Below are 17168 nucleotides of genomic sequence, written 5' to 3' on the forward strand. Positions count from 1 at the left end.
AAAGGGCACGCTTAGGAGGGGAGTTAACCTTTTAAGCGTGCCAACTTTTTTCTAGCTCTTATCCTCGATTAATGAATTGGCTAGTAGCATAAATTCAAGTGTAATGCGGTTATGCCCGTTCATAAAATTTTTACCAAGTAAACTTTCAAGCTTTTTTAAGCGGTGATAGAGTGTTTGACGAACAATAAACAATTGATTCGCTGTTTGCTGTTTAGAGCCATTTGTTTGTAAATACACTTGCAATGTTTCGAGAAGCTTACTATTATATTTTTCATCGTATTCAATAACGGGCTGTAAATAGTCGTAAATCACTTCCTGTAAATCCACCTGCATTTGTAATTTATAGATTAAATGATATAAATGCAGATCATCATAAAAGAACGAGGACGTTTGTACTTTTCGACAAATATATAAGGTTTCCAGTGCAGTTTGATAGCTTTTAGGAATTTCATCCACATCACAAACGACCTTCCCAATAGCTATCTGATAACCTTGTGCCTGCTGCTTTTTATAAAATTCAGTTTTGACCAAAGAGGAAAACATGTTGTTTAACATATCACGAATGGCTTTACTATCTTTTGTATGCAGTAAAATAAAAATAACATAGCTTTTTCTTTCAAATAAAAATGGAATAAAGCCATGTTGCTCAAAGAGATTACGATAATAAAGCTTACTATAGACTACATCCTCCTGTGCCTTTGTCAACGTATTAGGAGAAGCCAAAATAAAGACAGTGCCACTGGATTGTGTATAGTTAGTATAATGTGTAACGATAAATTTATAGATTTCCTCCTTAGATAGTTTTTGATCAATCCAATCAGCTAAAATCGAAGCATCCTCAATATTCTTTTTTTCCTCAATATAGAACTCTCGCATTAAAAGCTGTGCCAACGCTGTTGCCGTGCGATCTAATATTAATAATTCAAATTCGGAGAAAAGCCCATCTTCTCGATAAATTGATAAATCGGCATAATGTTGATCAAATAGAAAAATAGGCTCATGTTTAAATTGCTGAGACGATGTATTCAATGTTAGGAATTGCTGCCGCTTTTTATGAGCCATATTCGGGAAAAAGACAGGTTCTCTTCCCTTAATGGAAAACATAATTTGTATTTTTAATTCATTATACATATTTTGTAAAATATCGTCCGCGTTTTGTCCCAATACTGCATTTTTGTTCAATGTTTGTGAGTAAGCTTCTAGTGAAGAAATCAATAGATATTGCTGATTGATAATTTGACTATGTAAATCCTGTGTAATACGAACAAAAGGAACTGCTTCATGGAAAACAATAATAGGAAACTGGTGGCGGTTGGCAAGTGTTAAAATCGCTTCAGGTACTGCTTGAATAGAGGTGCCATATTCAATACAAAGTGCTGCACAATTTTTTTGAATGATGGCTTCTATAAAGGACACAAAGTCCTCAATACTATGTTGGAGACTAAGCCCTGTAGTTAATACTAACTCTTCACCAACTAAAAAATTATCAACATGTATGATTTCTAGTACATGTGCCCATTTAACGCTCCTTGTTAATCCCTCATGACCTGCAACTACCTCTGCATTTTGAAAATATTTATTCTGTAAAACGTCTAGTACTTTTAGTTGAAATGGGCTCATTTTTGCCCCTCCTTTTGACATGCGTGTCAGCGGTTAGAATTCAAAAATTTCTGCTTGGTGCAGAGAATTTACTCATAAAATCGTTTAAAAATTATTTTAAGAATATTTAGTCTATTTTACATTATGTATAAAACAAAAGTATAGAATTTTACAGTTTGTCTATTACTTCAACGTTATGAAAGATGTAAGATTTTTGTAAGCGATCAAGCAATCTACTAAAAGAGGTGACAGATATGGGGCAACAAACGCATTTACAAAGAGGATTAAAGAAGCGGCATATGACGATGATTGCGATTGCCGGTGTAATCGGTGCTGGACTATTTATGGGGAGTGGCTCGGTCATTAATCTAGCTGGTCCAGGGGCAATTTTATCGTATATATTTGCAGGAATTATCGTTGTATTAGTTATGCGTATGCTAGGTGAGATGGCGGCAGTCAATCCAACGAGTGGATCGTTTGCTCACTATGCACATGAAGCCATTGGTCCGTGGGCAGGTTTTATGATTGGATGGTTGTACTGGTTTTTCTGGGTGATTGCCATTGCTTTAGAGGCAACAGCAGCAGCTGCCATTATTCAATATTGGTACGATGGGATTCCTTTATGGCTTTTAAGTCTGTTATTAACTGTAGCACTTACATTAACAAATGTTCTTTCTGTCAAAGCTTTTGGTGAGTTTGAGTATTGGTTCTCTCTTATTAAGGTTGCAAGTATAGTCGTTTTTCTAGGTCTTGGTGCTTTTATTATCTTTGGTATTGCTCCAAACTTTAATGCTGTTGGTATGACCAATTTAGTTGAACAGGGTGGTTTTTTACCAAATGGTTTTGGCGCTGTTCTAATGGGTGTCGTTATCGTTATTTTTTCATTTATGGGGACAGAAATCGTTGCGATTGCTGCTGGTGAATCGGATGAACCGTTAGCCGCTGTCACAAAAGCTACCAATTCTATTACTTGGCGTATTTTAATTTTCTATGTAGGCTCTATTGCAGTTGTAGTGACGCTATTGCCTTGGCATTCCTCAGATATTTTAACAAGTCCTTATGTAGCGGTACTTGATTATATTGGTATTCCTGCAGCCGCACAAATTATGAATTTTGTTGTTTTAACTGCTGTATTATCATGCCTAAATTCAGCACTATATGCTACATCAAGAATGGTATTTTCTTTAGCGGAAAAAGGAGAAGCACCAAAGGCATTTTTAAAATTAAATAAAAATGGTGCACCTGTTAATGCCATACTTGCCGCAACATTTTTCTCATATATTGCGGTCATTATGAACTATGTGTCGCCAGATAAAGTATTTATGTTTTTATTAAGTTCTTGTAGTGCTATTACGTTGATTCTTTATTTAATCATTGCCTTTTCACAGTTAAGAATGCGAAGGAAGATTGAGCAAGAAAATCCAGAGCTATTAAAGGTGAAAATGTGGCTATTTCCATATTTAACATATTTAACAATAGTAGCAACAACAGCATTACTCATTGCGATGTTCTTTATAGAGTCTATGCGCTCACAAATTTTATTTACATGCGTTATTGTGGCCATTGTGATGATTTTCTATATGCTGACTCAAAAGAAAAAGGTGATCAAACAAGCCGATGAATCAAGTTCCCTTTTCACAAAAGACAAGTTTGATTTTGAACAATAAGACGAAAAAAAGGAGTGGTCAATTATGACAGTTCAACAAGAAATGAAAACGCTAACACATTTTATCAAAGGAGAAGAGGTAGCAGGTACAAGTAACAGATTCTCTGAAGTATATAATCCGTCAACAGGTGAGGTTATTGCAAGAGTACCCCTTGCTTCAAGAGCCGAGGTAAAGCATGCTATTCAGTTAGCTAAGGAAGCCTTTCCAGCATGGAAAAAAACATCAATTGGGAAGCGGGTAGAAGTGCTACATCGTTTCCGTCAGCTGTTAGTAGAAAGACAGGAAGAACTTATCAATGTGATTTGCCAAGAGAGTGGAAAAACTAAGGAAGATGCGAAAGGTGAAATTGTTCGTGGTATTGAATCTGTGGATATGGCGATCAGTGCCCCACAAATGCTAAAAGGAGAGTATTCCGTCAATGTAGGTGGAAATATTAATGCTTTTTCTGCCAAATCGCCTCTTGGTGTAGTAGCAACCATTGCACCATTTAATTTCCCTGTTATGGTACCACTGGCTATTACAAGTATGGCTGTTGCGGTAGGAAATGCAGTTATTCTAAAGCCATCTGAACGTGTACCTATTTCAGCATTATATTTGAGCCAATTATGGAAAGAGGCAGGTCTACCAGACGGTATTTGGACAATGGTTAATGGAGATAAAGAGGCAGTCGATGAACTATTAGAAAATAAAGAGATTCAAGCAATTTCATTTGTTGGCTCAACGCCTGTTGCTGAATATATCTATCAAACTGGGACAAAGCACAATAAACGAGTCGCTGCATTTGGTGGTGGAAAGAACTTTATGATTGTTATGCCTGATGCCAATTTAGAACAGACAGCAAATGCCTTTTTAGGAGCAGCATATGGAGCAGCATCTCAGCGTTGCATGGCTATTTCTGGTGCACTCGTTGTAGGGAAGGATACGGAGCAACGATTTACGGAAATATTGAAAAATAAAATTTCCGAACTAAAGGTAGGGCCTTATACAGAGCAAGACGTCGATTTTGGTCCTGTTATCACTAAACAATCAAAGGAAACGATTATACGTTATATCGATGGGGCAGTCAGTGAAGGAGCGAATCTTGTCATCGACGGAAGAAATCCAAAAGTATGTGAATCGTCAAATGGTTTTTATCTTGGTCCTACATTACTTAATCATGTCACACCAGAAATGACGATTTTCAAAGAGGAGGTCTTTGGTCCTGCACGTATTGTAGTAGGGGTTGATTCACTACAAGAGGCTATTGATTTAATAAATGATCATGAGCTTGGCAATGGTGTCACAATGTTTACAAGCAGTGGTGCGGCAGCGCGTAAATTCCAAGAAGAAATAGAGGTGGGTATGGTAGGGGTAAATGTGCCAATCCCAATTCCAGTTGGCTATCATAACTTTGGTGGGTGGAAACGCTCTAAGTTTGGTGAAGGGCATATGTTTGGTCCAGATCAGGCGAGGTTCTTTACAAAGGCAAAAACGATTTCTGAACGTTGGCCCGATGAGACAGAGGATACAGCAAGCTCCTTTGCGTTCCCAAGTAATAACGATGCGAAAAACTAAAATAATAATGAGGGGTGTTTGGCGATGACGCAGATCAATCTTAAAAGTGATGTATTAGCAAAGGATGAGCAATATGTATGGCATTCGATGAAACCCTATAATCCACAAGCCACGTATGTAGTAGAGAAATCTGATGGTGCAAGAATTACTGATACAGATGGTGTGGAATATATTGATGCGATGGCTGGGCTATGGTGTGTCAATGTTGGCTATGGTCGTAAAGAATTAGCGGATGCAGCCCATGAACAAATGATGAAAAATGCTTATGCACCTTTATCTCAGGGACATTTACCAGCCGTGGAACTAGCCGAAAAACTTAATGAAATGCTTGGTGGAGATTATGTTATTTTCTTCTCTAACAGTGGTTCAGAAGCGAATGAAACAGCTTTTAAAATAGCTCGACAATACCATCAGCAAAAAGGACAAAGCTCGCGCTATAAAATCGTCTCTCGCTACCGTGCTTATCATGGGAATTCCTTCGGTGCATTAGCGGCAACAGGGCAGGCGGAGCGTAAATATAAATATGAGCCTCTATCACCTGGCTTTATCCATGTTGCACCACCTGATCAATATCGTGAGCATGAAAGTGAGACTATTGCGCCATTAGATTTAGCGAGTGTAAAGGCCGTAGACAAAACGATGACATGGGAGCTGAGCGATACAATTGCAGCAATGATCTTAGAGCCTATTATTACAGGTGGGGGTGTCATTATGCCTCCAGAAAACTATTTAAAAGGAATTGAAGAAGTATGCAAAAAACACGGCGCTTTAATGATTGTGGATGAGGTTATTTGTGGCTTTGGTCGTACAGGGAAGCCATTTGGATTTATGAATTATGGTGTAAAGCCTGATATTATTACAATGGCCAAAGGAATTACAAGTGCCTATTTACCATTATCAGCTACAGCGGTAAAGCGTGAAATATATGAGGCGTTTACTGGATCAGATGCATACGGCTATTTCCGCCATGTAAATACATTCGGTGGCTCACCGGTGGCATGTGCAGTCGCATTAAAAAATATTGAGATTCTTGAGCAAGAGGCTTTATTTGACCGTTCCAAGGAAATTGGTGCAGCAACACTAAAAACACTGCAACAAGAATTACAGCCTCACCCAAATGTAGGAGATGTACGAGGCAAAGGCTTATTGATTGGGATTGAATTAGTGGTAGATAAAGTTTCGAAAGAACCTTTGCCTGTGGAGAAAGTGAATGCTGTCATTGCAGCATGTAAAGGGCAAGGGGTCATCATTGGGAAAAATGGAGCTACTGTAGCAGGGTTTAATAATGTCTTAACGTTATCACCACCACTTAATATTGCACAAGAAGATCTTGACCGCATACTAAATGTGGTTGTGAATAGTATAAATACGCTATAGCAACTATTCATGTAGGTTCTAAAAGCCATGTAATAAGGGCTTTTAGAACTTTTATTATTGGCCTTTGAGGCAACAAAAATTCTAGGGATAATTATTATATTTCTATAAAAATAATTATAAAATTCTGAAATTTATTTAAAAAATAGTGGAAATAATAGATTTCATAGTTTATAGTTGTTAAAAAATAATTAATTTTCTGATAATAAAAATGTCCTCAGAGGGAATATTTTTTAATCATTTATTTTCAGCAGTGGAATAAATACACCTTGTATTTTGAACTATACTTTCTGATTAAAAGCAATTGTGATAGTTGAGGGAGCAATTTTTCCTGAATTGAATTGTCTAATCGTAAGAAAATATAGTTTATTTTTGCCTATTTATTTTCATCAGTGGAGAAAATAAATATTTTTTGGTAATTATATTTCTTAATTTAAGTTTTAAGAAATATTCTTATAGATTTTTACAAAGGGAGTAGATGAGATGAATTATGTTAAAAAATTGGTTTTTGTAATTCTATGTACGTTGCTTTTAGCAGCATGCGCAGAGAAAGACAATTCTAACGCATCAAATACTGGGGACAAGTCTACTACAGATTCAGGTACAGCTAGTTCAAAAAATGAACTTGTTATCGCTGTAAATGAAAACTTTATTTCAATGGATCCACATAACACAGGGGATACGAATTCGAGTTCTGTACAGGAGACAATGCTAGAAGGATTGTTAGGCTTTAATGCAGATGGTCAAATTATTAAGGTTCTAGCAGATGACTATTCAATTAGTGAAGACGCGCTAGTCTATACATTCAAACTTAAAGAAGGGGTTACTTTCCATGACGGGGAGCAGTTTAATGCTGAAGCTGTAAAGGTCAACATTGAACGAATCATGAATGATGAAAGTTTACGTTTATATTCTCGTGGTTTTAGCTTAATCAGCGATGTTGAAATCCTAGGCGACTATGAAATTAAAGTTACTTTAAAAGAACCATATGGACCAATGATTACACGTTTCGGAGTTGCCAAAATGATTAGTCCAAAAATGATTAAAGAAAATTCAGCAGACATACCTAAAAAACCTGTTGGTACAGGACCATATAAATTTGTTGAATGGGTACAAGGAGACCATTTAACAATTGAAAACTTTGATGGCTATTGGGATGGTGGAGAACGTGTTGCTAAAATCACCTATAAACCAGTGCCAGAAAACGGCTCGCGCGTAGCGATGCTAAAAGCGGGCGATGCTCAGGTTATCTATCCAGTGCCAGCACAAAATATTGATGAGCTTTCTAATAGTAAAGATGTAGAGGTAAATAAGGTTCCTTCTACAATTGCACATTACGTTTCATTAAATACCTATAAAAAACCTTTGGATGATATTAAAGTTCGACAAGCCTTTAACTACGCCGTGGACAAGGATGCTTATTTAAAAGTGGTGAATGCAGGGCTTGGTTTACCATTAGACTCTATTATTCCTTCCAAAACCGTTTATTATAAGCAGCAAAAAATGTATGAACACAATATTGAAAAGGCAAAAGAATTATTGGCTGAGGCAGGCTATCCAGATGGTTTCGATATTGAAATCTGGGGGAACACGAACTCGGATACGATGAAGGGTATGCAGTTTATTCAACAACAGTTAGGTCAAATCGGTGTAAAAGTAGAAATTAAATCGATGGAAGAAGGAACTTTATCAGACGAAATCTATGGTGCACAAACACCAGATGATGCGAAATTACAAATGTGGTATGTGAGTTGGTCAGCGTATGCTTCGGATATAACGAATGCAACAAAGCCTCTTTTCCATAGCGTATCATTCCCACCGAATGGTGCAAATACAGCTTACTATCATAACACGGAGGCAGATCAATTAATGGATGAAGCTAACTCCATTTCAGATGTAGATCGCCAAGCTGAATTATATGAAAAATTACAGGAAATCGTTTATCAAGATACACCTTGGATTTTCTTAGGGGTAGATGAAGTTGTATATGGTGTACGTTCAAATGTGAGCGGTGTGCTAGTAAACCCTACAGGTGGGCTTGATGTGAAGAATGCCAAAGTGGAGTAATGAACAGTAAAAGGAATTGATGCTCGTCAATTCCTTTTCCATAAAAATAGAAAGGAGGAAGGCCACATGTGGAAGTATATAGCAAGAAGAACTGTTGAAATGATACCGATATTAATTGTCATTTCTATATTAACATTCTTATTTATTCATTTCATACCAGGTGACCCTGCAAGATTAGTAGCTGGTAAGGATGCCACGCTAGAAGATGTTGAAAATGTACGCCATGAGTTAGGTTTAGATAAACCCATTCTTAAACAATACATGGATTATATGAAAAATCTTGTGACGGGTGAGCTTGGAACATCTTTAACAACAGGACTACCTGTCATAGATATGTTTAAAACAAGGTTTATGCCTTCTCTTCATCTTACTTTCCTTTCCATGTTTTGGGCTACATTAATGGGTTTGGTGATTGGTGTTCTTTCTGCCATCAATAAAAACAAATGGCCTGATTATTTTGGTATGGTAACGGCTGTTTCTGGCATCTCAATTCCAGGATTTTGGTTGGGCTTATTATTAATTCAATTATTTTCAGTGCAGCTAGGGCTATTTCCGACAGGTGGATTAGATGGCTTTTCTAGTTATATTTTGCCCTCCTTGACTTTAGGGGCTGGCATTATGTCAATGATTGCGCGATTTACTCGTTCTTCCATGCTTGAAACGTTACAAGCAGATTTTATAAGAACAGGGAGAGCAAAAGGATTGAAAGAACACTCCGTTATTGTTACCCATGCTTTAAGAAATTCCTTGATTTCTGTGGTAACAGTAGCAGGTCTGCAATTCGGATTTCTCTTAGGAGGATCGGTGGTAGTGGAGACAGTCTTTAGTTTTCCAGGAATGGGACGACTTTTAATTGATTCGATTGCCTTTCGAGATTATCCCGTCATTCAGTCTGCACTGCTGTTATTTGCATTTGAATTTATTTTAGTAAATTTAATCGTTGATGTGCTTTATACCGTGTTAAATCCAAAAATCCAATTAAATTCTTAAGGGAGGGAACAAAATGACTTCACCAACTACTGTGCAAAATAGCCAAGTGCAAAATACACAAAGAAAATACTCTCCTCTTAAAGAATTTTGGAAGTCTTTTAAAAAACAAAAGGCTGCTTTGGTAGCAAGTATCTTTATAGGATTGTTAATTGTAATCGCTATTATTGGCCCTTATATCGCACCTTACGATCCTTTTGAACCGAATTATAATGCTTTATTAGAGGGACCAAGTGCAAGTCATTTGGCAGGAACGGACGAGTATGGGCGAGATATTTTTAGTCGTTTAATAGTAGGCGCAAAAATATCCTTAATGGTGAGTTTCAGTGCCGTATTTTTAGGCTTAATACTAGGAACTATTTTAGGTTTAATTAGCGGTTACTTCGGTGGGTGGGTTGACAAAATCATCATGCGTAGCTGTGATGTGTTGTTTTCATTCCCTGATTTATTATTAGCGATTGCCATTGTAGCCTTATTGGGCCCTGGTATTAATAATGTCATCATTGCTGTGATGATCTTTAGTGTGCCATCTTTTGCTCGTTTAGTCAGAGGTGCTACATTGAATGCGAAGGAGAATGTCTATGTAGAAGCAGCACAATCTATGGGAGCATCGCATGTTAGAGTGCTGTGGAAACATATTTTCCCTGAAACAATTAGTGAGTTAATCATTTTTGTCACAATGCGTATAGGGACAGCCATTTTAGCAGCTTCTGGTTTAAGTTTTTTAGGCTTAGGTGCAAGCCCTGAAATGCCTGAGTGGGGAGTAATGCTAAGTAGTGGGCGCGACTATTTAGGGACATCTTCGCATGTAGTCATCATGCCAGGTATTGCCATATTTTTAACCGTACTAGCATTTAACTTAATAGGTGATGGATTACGAGATGTGTTAGATCCAAAAATAAAAAATAATTAAGGAGAATGCCTATGCCAGAACATGTATTGCGAGTAATTGACTTAGAAACGTCCTTTACGCGTGATAATAAGGAAATCAAAATTTTAAGAGGTGTCAATTTTTCCATCCGTAAAGGAGAGATAGTAGGCTTAGTGGGAGAATCGGGCAGTGGAAAAAGCTTAACATCGTTATCCATCATGCAATTATTTCACGGTACTACAGGCAAAATCGTCAATGGCTCTATACATTTTAATGGACATGACTTGACGAAAATGTCCGAATCAGAAATTCGGAAGATTCGTGGCAAGCAAATGGCCATGATTTTTCAAGAGCCCATGACTTCTTTAAATCCTGTCTTAAAAATAGGCAAGCAGTTAATGGAAGCAATTGAGATGCATTTGAAGCTGCCGAAAAACGAAAGTAAGCATCATGCAATCCAAATGTTAAAAAGCGTGGGCATAGGAAGAGCCGAGGAAATCATTTATGAATATCCACATCAGCTCTCAGGAGGAATGCGCCAACGGGTAATGATTGCAATGGCTATGGCCTGCCACCCTAATTTACTTATTGCTGACGAACCAACCACTGCGCTTGATGTCACGATACAAGCTCAAATTTTAGAGCTAATGAAAAAGCTAAAGGAAGAAAATGAGACAGCTATTTTATTAATTACACATGATTTAGGTGTTGTGGCGGAAATGTGTGATAGGGTAGTGGTCATGTATGCAGGGCAGGTTGTAGAGGAAGCGGATGTCTTTGAATTATTTGCTAGCCCCAAGCATCCCTATACAAAAGGTTTAATTGCATCTGTACCGAAAATTGGTGATAACAAAGAAGTATTAGATTCTATCAATGGTCAAGTACCATCCCCACAAAATATGCCGAATGGTTGTAAATTTGCTCCACGTTGTAATCAAGCGATGTCTATATGCCATCAGGAGAGTCCACCGACAGTAAAAATTTCGGCTACACGCCAATGTAGCTGCTGGCTATATGTGAAAAAGGATGTGGAAGTAAATGCCTAACAGTATATTAAAAGTGGAGAATTTAAAAAAGAGCTTTCAAATAGCCGGAGGGTTATTTCAAAAAAAGCAATATGTTAACGCAGTTATAGATGTCTCCTTTGAAATAGAAGAAGGTACGACATTTAGTTTAGTTGGGGAAAGTGGTTGTGGGAAATCTACTACGGGCAGATTAATTACTAGATTAATAGCACCAACGAATGGAAGTATCGTTGTGGATGGGAAAGAAGTAGCTACTGCAAAGCCATCTGAATTAAGGCACTTAAGGCAAACTGTTCAAATGATTTTTCAAGACCCATATGCCTCATTGAATCCAAGAATGAAGGTCAAGGAGCTTGTTGGAGAGCCTTTAGAAATTCATACAAAACTTTCGAAAGTAGAGCGTGAAAAACTAGTGCTTGAAATGCTGGAAGTCGTTGGATTAAATGCTGAACATGCTGATCGCTATGCACATGAGTTCAGTGGTGGACAAAGACAGCGTTTGGGTATTGCCCGTGCTTTAATAACAAAGCCAAAATTAATTATTGCTGATGAGCCTGTGTCTGCGTTGGATGTATCTATACAATCACAAATATTGAATCTATTAAAGCAATTGCAGCAAGAATATAAAATATCTTATCTCTTTATTTCTCACGATTTAAGTGTTGTAGAACATATTAGCCATTATATTGGGGTTATGTATTTAGGATCCATTGTAGAAATTGGGCGTAAAGAAACCATATTTAATGAACCAAAGCATCCCTATACACAAGCGCTCATTGCTTCCGTACCGATTGCAGACCCAACATTACGAAAAAAGAAGATCGTTTTAACTGGTGATATTCCAAATCCTAAAAATCCGCCGAGTGGTTGTACCTTCCACACAAGGTGCCCCTTTGCATCAGATATATGTAAGCAAGCTATACCAGAAATGAGGAAAATTAACGAAGAGCAAAGTGTTGCATGTCACTTTGTTAACTAATGGAGAGGATGTTTATAAATGAAAATAGGGTTAAGCACATACAGCATGGTTAAAAAAATGAGACAGGGAGAGATGGATGTTCTAGATGTTTTACAATGGGTAGCAGACAACGGTGGTCAGCATGTAGAATTAGTGCCCTATGAATTTACGGTTGTAGATAACTATGAACTTGCAACTGAAATTAAAGATAAAGCAACAGAGCTAGGATTAGAGTTATCCGCCTATTCGTTACCTGCTAACTTTATTCAGGATACGGAGGAAGCTTTTTTAGAAGAAGTTGAACGTTTAAAGAAACATATTGATGTAGTACATCATATGGGTATTCACATTATGCGCCATGACGTTACTCTCTTTACCTTACCAAAGGAACAAACATCCATTCATTATTACAACGAGCATTTTGAAGAAATGGTTAGAGGCTGTCAGTTAATTGCAGATTACGCGAAACAATTTAATATTACGACAACGATTGAAAATCATGGCTTTAATGTTCAAACAAGTGATCGTGTACAACAATTAATTCATGCGGTAAACAGAGACAACTTTAAAACAACTTTAGATATCGGTAATTTTTTATGTATTGATGAAGAGCCTCTCATTGGTGTTATGAAAAACATTCCTTATGCTGCTACAGTGCATTTCAAAGATTTTTATATTCGTCCTTATTATGAAAATCCAGGTGAGGGCGAGTGGTTCCGTACAGTTCATAACAACTACATCAGAGGTGCTATTGTCGGGCATGGTGATATAAATATTCGAGAAATTATTAAACTCGTAAAAGGCAGTGGATATGATGGCTATCTTACTATTGAGTTTGAAGGGATGGAAGATTGCCAAGTTGGTTCAAAAATAGGGATGGATAATGTACGTCGTTTATGGAATGAATGCAAGCTCTAAAGGAGGAAAGCACATGGACAAATTAAAAGTTTGTGTCATTGGCACAGGTTCTATTTCAGATTTTCACTTAGGTTCCTATACGAATAATCCATACGTTGAATTATATGGCGTGTATGATGCCTCCATTGAACGAGGCAAAGCAAAAGCAGCCCAATTTGGAGCAACACATGTTTTTTCTTCAAAAGAAGAGCTATTCGCAGATAAAAATGTGGATGCTGTCAGTATTTGTACATGGAATAATACGCATGCAGAATTGGCGATTTTTGCTTTGGAAAATGACTTACATGTTCTAATAGAAAAGCCGCTATCTATGACTTATGCAGAGGCTCTAAATATCCAAAAGGTTGCAGAAAAGCATCAGAAAGTATTTCAAGTGGGCTATGTAAGACGATTTGCAACAAATACCAAAGTACTGAAAAGCTTCATCGACGATAACAAATTGGGCGATATTTATTATGCCAAAGCTTCCTGCCTAAGAAGATTAGGGAATCCAGGAGGCTGGTTTGCCGAAATTGATAAGTCTGGCGGCGGACCTTTAATTGATCTAGGGGTACATGTAATTGATATATGCTGGTACTTAATGGGTAGACCAAAGGTGAAACGTATAACAGGTCATACTTACAATCAATTAGGAAATCGAAATCATATAGAAAATTTATCCTTCTACAAGGCTGCAGACTATGATGCAACTAAAAACACAGTAGAAGACTTAGCAAATGCCCTCATTACATTTGAGAATGGAGCATCGCTAATGGTAGACGTTTCCTATACACTACATGCTTTAAAAGATGAAATAAGTATTAAGCTATATGGCACGAACGGTGGAGCAGAGCTAGAGCCTAAATTAAAAATTGTAAGTGAAGAGCATAATACGATTTTAAATATTCATCCTCAAATTAACGATCTAACTTTTGATTTTGCAACTGCCTTTCAAAATGAAATTAATTCATTTGTTGATTGTTGCCTTCATCATTATGATTCAGTTGCACCTGTGGAGGATGGGGTAGAAATTATGAAAATCTTAGAAGGTATTTATATTTCTGCAACTGAAGGAAAGGAGGTTGTTTATTAAAATGGTGAAATTGGATAATAAAATCGGTGTGATAGTAGACAGCTTTCGTTTACCTATTCGTGAAGGTTTGTTAAAGGCGAAAGAAGTTGGGGCACAGGGGGTACAAATGTATGCCGTTTCAGGTGAGTTGGACCCCGATAACCTAAATGCTGAACAAAGAGCAGAATTGAAGGCGTATATTTTAGGGTTAGGTCTAGAAATCTCCGCCTTATGTGGAGATTTAGGAGGACATGGCTTCCAAGATAAAGCAGAAAATGCCTGGAAAATCAAGAAATCGAAAGAAATACTGCAATTAGCCAAGGACCTAGGAACATCCATTGTTACAACCCATATCGGTATTATTCCTGAAGATGAAAATGACCCAATCTATCAAACAATGCTGGAAGCTTGTGAAGAATTAGGACAATATGCTACATCATTAGATGCTTATTTTGCGATTGAAACAGGGCCAGAAACGAGTAAAACATTAAAAGAGTTTTTAGATAAGCTATCAACGAACGGTGTATCGGTTAATTTTGATCCAGCCAATATGGTGATGGTAACAAAAGATGATCCTGTAGCTGGAGTCAAACTATTAAAGAAATATATTGTACATACACATGTAAAGGATGGTATTCAACTGCAGTCAACGAATCCTAAAGATGTGTACGGGTACTTAGGATACGATTCTGGAACATCTCATGATAAAATAGAAGAAATGGTGGAAAATGGAGAGTTTTTCAGAGAACTTCCATTAGGTCATGGAGATGTCAATTTCGAGCTTTATTTTTCAGCTTTACAAGAAATCGGATACAATGGCTATTTAACTATTGAACGAGAAGTGAGATCAAATCCCGAAAAAGACATCAAAGAAGCTGTACAATTCATAGAAAAGTTTAAATAGGGGTTGAATCTAATTTGAAAAAGCAAGATCAAGTACAAATGCGAAGACAAAATAAATATATTGTGCTTGACGCAATAAGGCAGATGGCGCCAATTTCAAGAATTCAATTATCAAAATATACAAAAATGAGCCCTACAACCATTACGCGTATTGTGCAAGAACTAGAAGCTGAAGGCTTTATTCTTGAAGGGGTATCGGAAGAAACAGCCATTGGTAGACGTCCTACGTTAATTCATATGCGCGAAGATGCTTTATATACGATTGGTATAGAAATTGACTGTTTTACTATTCGAATAGGTATATTAGATTTCTTAGGGAAGCTTATTGCCTTTCAGGAAGTCAAATGTAGCATCAAGCATCAATACGAAGAAGCTATATATCTACTTAAACGATCTATAGAAAATATCATGACAGAATATCAGATTGCTCAGGATAAATTACTAGGCATTGGGATAGGAATTCCAGGAGTAATCAATAACGAGGAAGGAATTATCGTTTCCTCTGAGCAATTGAAGTGGGAAAACTGCCATATAAGAGAAGATTTAAATGGTGTTTTTGGTTGTGAAGTCATCGTAGATAATGAATTAAAAATGCAAATCATTGCTGAAATTGGTGATATCTATACGCCACAGTATTCAAATTGTATTTTAGTCGGAATTGGAACGGGAATAGGAGCATCCATATTATTAAATGGAGAAGTGTATCGTGGCATTCAAAATAAAGCTGGAGAAATAAGTCATATAACGATTAATCCCTTTGGTGAAATGTGTCACTGTGGTAAAAGAGGATGCTTATCGATGTATGTTTCTGAAGTTACGCTGTTAAAAAGAACACCTAAAAATCTTAATATTCAATCAATAGAAGAGATTTTGCAGTGTGTTGATCAAGGTGAGCAATGGGCAATCGATATTCAACAAGATGTAGCTACTTTTCTAGCTGTAGCCATCAATAATCTAGTTTGTTTATACGAACCAGAGGCTGTCATCGTCAGTGGAGAAATTATTGAGCACAATGTGACATTTCAAAAACTACTTAGTGAAAAGTGTAAACAGTATATATGGAAGGAATTACAACCCTACTTTGATTTGCAGTTTTCCAATCAATTAAAAGAAGGGGTTGTTAAAGGAGCGGCATTACAAGCACAAAAGCAGTTGCTGTCTGTTTAAAGAAAGGTTGGTTGATTCGTGGCTTACTCAGAATTTTTAAAGGAGTATCGTTCAGGATTAATGGAAAATGTGCATTATGGACAAATGAGTGCTGTGAATCTAACGAAGGAAGAATTCGTCTCTGTAGGTCAAGACTATGAGCCTGTGTATTTTCGTTCTGCAGCAAAACCATTTCAAGCCATTCCCATTTTTATGACTGATTTTATAGAAAAATACGGGATTACTTCAAATGAAAGTGCATTATTTCTGGCTTCGCAAAGAGGTGAAATTTATCATCAAGAGGCATTAGTCTCTTTGCTGGAAAAACTCCCTATTAATGAAAATGATTTAATTTGTGCAGCATCCTATCCATTAAATGAGGAACCTAAAACACAGTATATTCAACAGGGATTTGAAAAGAGGAAACTCTTTCATAATTGCGCGGGCAAGCATTTAGGATTTTTAACTGCATGTTTAGCAAATGGCTATGATGTCAAGCAATATTGTCATCCAGAACATCCACTGCAACAGATGATAAAAAAATATATTGCTTATTTAAGTGAATATGAAATAGAGAGAATTCGTACAGGGATTGATGGCTGTGGTGCGCCTGTCTTTGCGATTCCGCTAAAAAACATGGCCATTGCCTATTTAAAGTTAGCACGACCAGAATTGATTGATGATGAACTAATTCGTGAAGCAGTAATAAAACTTACAGCAGTAATGAATCAAGAGAGTCATATCATTGCAGCGCAAAACTTTATTTGTACAGCATTATTAAAGGACCCTAATATTGTGGCGAAGGGCGGAGCACAGGGTGTATACTGTTTTGCTCTAAGAAATGAAGGAGTAAGTTTTGCCTTGAAAATTATGAATGGCTCCGAAAGTCCGTGGCCCAATGTAATTGCTTCTGTATTGGAACAAATGCAGTATACAAATCAAGAAACAATTGAGCGTATTAAAGCATTGTCTCCTGCATTTGTGCGTAATGATGCAGGGATAGAGGTAGGAGAAATTGTATCTACAATTAAAATTGTATAGAGGTGAA

The 17168-nt window shown here is 37.0% G+C and carries 14 protein-coding genes; 13 read left to right on the forward strand and 1 reads right to left on the reverse strand.

The genetic code is table 11. The features are described 5' to 3' along the window. Positions 1 to 51: 51 nt before the first annotated feature. The gene (locus LBYS11_RS02365) at positions 52 to 1620 is read right to left on the reverse strand and encodes a PucR family transcriptional regulator (protein WP_103117389.1); all 1569 of its coding nucleotides are present in this window, start codon (positions 1618 to 1620) and stop codon (positions 52 to 54) included. 233 nt (positions 1621 to 1853) lie between these two features. On the opposite strand from LBYS11_RS02365, the gene LBYS11_RS02370 reads away from it, so the two are divergent. The 13 genes from LBYS11_RS02370 to LBYS11_RS02430 all read left to right on the forward strand — a co-directional run bounded on the left by LBYS11_RS02370 (position 1854) and on the right by LBYS11_RS02430 (position 17161). Beyond that, positions 1854 to 3266: an amino acid permease gene (locus tag LBYS11_RS02370; RefSeq protein ID WP_048393384.1), complete on the forward strand. Its 1413-nt coding sequence runs from the start codon at positions 1854 to 1856 to the stop codon at positions 3264 to 3266. Between the two features lie 24 nt (positions 3267 to 3290). After that, complete coding sequence (locus LBYS11_RS02375) at positions 3291 to 4820, forward strand: CoA-acylating methylmalonate-semialdehyde dehydrogenase (RefSeq protein WP_103117390.1); 1530 nt, start codon at positions 3291 to 3293, stop codon at positions 4818 to 4820. A gap of 24 nt (positions 4821 to 4844) precedes the next feature. Continuing rightward, a complete protein-coding gene (locus LBYS11_RS02380) occupies positions 4845 to 6197 on the forward strand; it encodes an aspartate aminotransferase family protein (RefSeq protein ID WP_066037025.1) in 1353 nt (450 codons plus the stop codon). Positions 6198 to 6677: 480 nt separating this feature from the next. Beyond that, positions 6678 to 8261, forward strand: coding sequence for a glutathione ABC transporter substrate-binding protein (locus LBYS11_RS02385; protein WP_103117391.1), 1584 nt, complete (start codon positions 6678 to 6680; stop codon positions 8259 to 8261). 66 nt (positions 8262 to 8327) lie between these two features. After that, positions 8328 to 9251 carry a nickel ABC transporter permease gene (gene nikB, locus LBYS11_RS02390; protein ID WP_054549113.1) on the forward strand — a complete coding sequence of 308 codons (924 nt, stop codon included), beginning with the start codon at positions 8328 to 8330 and terminating at the stop codon, positions 9249 to 9251. A 13-nt stretch (positions 9252 to 9264) separates the two neighbouring features. Continuing rightward, positions 9265 to 10161: an ABC transporter permease gene (locus LBYS11_RS02395; protein ID WP_048393395.1), complete on the forward strand. Its 897-nt coding sequence runs from the start codon at positions 9265 to 9267 to the stop codon at positions 10159 to 10161. Positions 10162 to 10172: 11 nt separating this feature from the next. Further along, positions 10173 to 11165 carry an ABC transporter ATP-binding protein gene (locus LBYS11_RS02400; protein ID WP_054549115.1) on the forward strand — a complete coding sequence of 331 codons (993 nt, stop codon included), beginning with the start codon at positions 10173 to 10175 and terminating at the stop codon, positions 11163 to 11165. Then, positions 11158 to 12123 carry an ABC transporter ATP-binding protein gene (locus tag LBYS11_RS02405; RefSeq protein ID WP_048393399.1) on the forward strand — a complete coding sequence of 322 codons (966 nt, stop codon included), beginning with the start codon at positions 11158 to 11160 and terminating at the stop codon, positions 12121 to 12123. Before LBYS11_RS02400 ends, LBYS11_RS02405 begins: the two co-directional genes overlap by 8 nt. Before the next feature lie 18 nt (positions 12124 to 12141). Continuing rightward, on the forward strand, positions 12142 to 13020 hold the full coding sequence (locus LBYS11_RS02410) for a sugar phosphate isomerase/epimerase family protein (RefSeq protein WP_103117392.1): 879 nt from the start codon (positions 12142 to 12144) through the stop codon (positions 13018 to 13020). Between the two features lie 13 nt (positions 13021 to 13033). Further along, positions 13034 to 14092, forward strand: a complete 1059-nt coding sequence (locus tag LBYS11_RS02415) for a Gfo/Idh/MocA family protein (RefSeq protein WP_103117393.1) — start codon at positions 13034 to 13036, stop codon at positions 14090 to 14092. Between the two features lies 1 nt (position 14093). Next, a complete protein-coding gene (locus LBYS11_RS02420) occupies positions 14094 to 14975 on the forward strand; it encodes a sugar phosphate isomerase/epimerase family protein (RefSeq protein ID WP_103117394.1) in 882 nt (293 codons plus the stop codon). A gap of 14 nt (positions 14976 to 14989) precedes the next feature. Then, positions 14990 to 16141, forward strand: a complete 1152-nt coding sequence (locus LBYS11_RS02425; protein WP_103117395.1) for an ROK family transcriptional regulator — start codon at positions 14990 to 14992, stop codon at positions 16139 to 16141. A gap of 18 nt (positions 16142 to 16159) precedes the next feature. Continuing rightward, positions 16160 to 17161 (forward strand): asparaginase, encoded by a 1002-nt coding sequence (locus LBYS11_RS02430; RefSeq protein WP_103117396.1) that lies wholly within the window; start codon positions 16160 to 16162, stop codon positions 17159 to 17161. Positions 17162 to 17168: the final 7 nt, after the last annotated feature.

This window comes from Lysinibacillus sp. YS11, from assembly GCF_002896375.1.
In the GTDB taxonomy this organism is placed as follows: Bacteria; Bacillota; Bacilli; order Bacillales_A; family Planococcaceae; genus Lysinibacillus; species Lysinibacillus capsici.